Annotated in this window: 3 protein-coding genes; 2 read left to right on the top strand and 1 reads right to left on the bottom strand. The window is 76.3% G+C overall.

Annotated features, from left to right (window positions below; genetic code table 11):
* On the top strand, window positions 1-444 hold a 444-nt coding region (locus HCN56_RS25390), incomplete at its 5' end, for a class F sortase (RefSeq protein WP_209313189.1).
* A gap of 96 nt (window positions 445-540) precedes the next feature.
* On the opposite strand, the gene HCN56_RS25385 is transcribed toward HCN56_RS25390, so the two are convergent.
* A complete protein-coding gene (locus tag HCN56_RS25385) occupies window positions 541-894 on the bottom strand; it encodes a hypothetical protein (protein WP_167974973.1) in 354 nt (117 codons plus the stop codon).
* 38 nt (window positions 895-932) lie between these two features.
* Between HCN56_RS25385 and HCN56_RS25380 the strand changes: the two genes are divergently transcribed.
* Window positions 933-1484, top strand: a complete 552-nt coding sequence (locus HCN56_RS25380) for a TetR/AcrR family transcriptional regulator (protein ID WP_167974971.1) — start codon at window positions 933-935, stop codon at window positions 1482-1484.
* Window positions 1485-1788 lie beyond the last annotated feature (304 nt).

The following is a 1788-nucleotide window of genomic DNA, read 5'->3' as shown; positions in this document are numbered from 1 at the left end:
GCCCCGGTGCGGGTGCACGCCCCGCGGGTCGGGCTCGACGCCCCGGTCACGGCCGTCGGCGTCGATGACGAGGGCGGCGCGGCGGTGCCGGCCGATCCGCTCGTCGCCGGCTGGTACCGGTTCGGGCCTGCCCCCGGCGCGGCCGCCGGGTCGGCGGTGCTCATGGGGCACGTCGACTCCGCCACGGGCGACCTGGGGGAGTTCGCAGCGCTCTACGACATGCGGCCCGGTGACACGGTGCGGGTGCACCGGGAGGGGGACGCCGCACCGGTCGAGTACCGGGTGACGGCGCGCGAGACCGTGCCGGCCGACAGCCTGCCGGACCGGGTGTTCGCCCGGGAGGGCGACCCGGTCCTGACCCTGGTCACCTGCGCGCCGCCCTACGACGGCCGCGACGGGTACCGCAACAACCTGCTGGTCACGGCGGTCCCGTCCGACGCGTGAGCCCGTTGCCTCCGCCACCGCGCCACCACGCCACCGCACCGCCCGCAGCTCCGGACGGGGCGGCGGCGCGGTGGCGGGCCGTGGCGTGGCGGGCGGTCAGTTCCAGAGCGTGGCGAGCAGGACGTTCAGCGCCGTCAGCGCGCCGATCGCGCCGAGCAGTGGCGAGGCGACCGTCTCCGCCTTCCGCCGGGTCACGACTATCACGAGGACCGCGACCAGCACGACCGTCTTCACGGCGATCTTGACGTGGTTCACCTCGCCGTCGCCGGCCTCGTTCAGGCCGACGAGGGCGATGCCGGTGACCAGCATGGTGAGCGCTCCGTGGAGCATGCCCGGCGTGACGCGGCCGGTGGCCGTGCGCAGCGCGGGGATCTGTGCGAGGAAGCCGCCGAGCAGGGCGGCGATGCCGATGATGTGGAGAGCGAGCACGATGCCCGTGAGTACGTCCATGGCCCGTAACTGTACCTTTCGGTTGGTACAGTTACGGCATGCGCCCCAGCTCCCGCAGCCGCATCCTCGACGCCGCCGTCCACGTCGTGGCACGTGACGGCATCACCTCCCTGACCCTCGACGCCGCCGCCGAGGAGGCCGGCGTCACCAAGGGCGGACTGATCTACCACTTCCCCTCCCGCGACGCGCTGCTCCGCGCGATCCAGGCCCACCTCACCACCCGCTGGGAGGCGCTGCTGCTCGCCGAGTTGGCCGTCCCCTTCGAGGAGGCCGACGCCTCCCGGCGCGCCGCCGCCTACGCCGCGGTCTGCGCCGGCGGCGGCACCGGCGGGGCGGACCTCGCGTTCATGATGGAGTCCGCGACCGACCCGGCCCTCGCCGAGGCGTGGACGGAGCTGACCCGCCGCTGGGTCGCGCCGCCGGCCTCCGCCGGCCCCGCCGAGATCGACCGTCTCGTCGCACGGCTCGCCGCCGACGGGCTCTGGCTCGGTGACTCCGTGGGCGGCGGTGCGGACCTCGACCCCGCCGTCCGCGCCGCCGTGGTGCGCCGCATCCTCGAACTGACGGGGGCAGCTCCCTCCGTCGGGTGACTCCCGAAGAGCGCGCCGCAGCGGTAGCGTCAGCCCTCACCACCCGGCCGACGGGCGGGATGCGCGGCCCTGCGTCGCCGCGCCCGGCAGCCGGTACCGCGCCCGGCGTGCCCGTCGCCCCCGGCCCCGCGGATGTCCCGGCCCCGGTCGGCGGCACGCCCCCCCCGGGCCGCCCCGTGCCGCTGCCGGCGCAGACCGCGGCGTAGGCGGCGGCGCGCCGGGAGGCGTCGGCCTCCTCGAAGGGGACGGCCAACTCGGCGAGCAGCAGCGCCTCCCAGCGGGTGGTGAGGTGGGCCTGGATCGC

This window comes from Streptomyces lonarensis (assembly GCF_012033735.1).
Lineage (GTDB): Bacteria > Actinomycetota > Actinomycetes > Streptomycetales > Streptomycetaceae > Streptomyces > Streptomyces lonarensis.
This window is presented reverse-complemented; position numbering and strand designations above follow the sequence as displayed.

What these genes read in the sequence shown, in the direction of transcription:
- HCN56_RS25380 (WP_167974971.1), top strand. Translation starts at nt 933, where the DNA reads ATGCGCCCCAGCTCCCGCAGCCGCATCCTCGACGCCGCCGTCCACGTC.
- HCN56_RS25385 (WP_167974973.1), bottom strand. Translation starts at nt 894, where the DNA reads ATGGACGTACTCACGGGCATCGTGCTCGCTCTCCACATCATCGGCATC.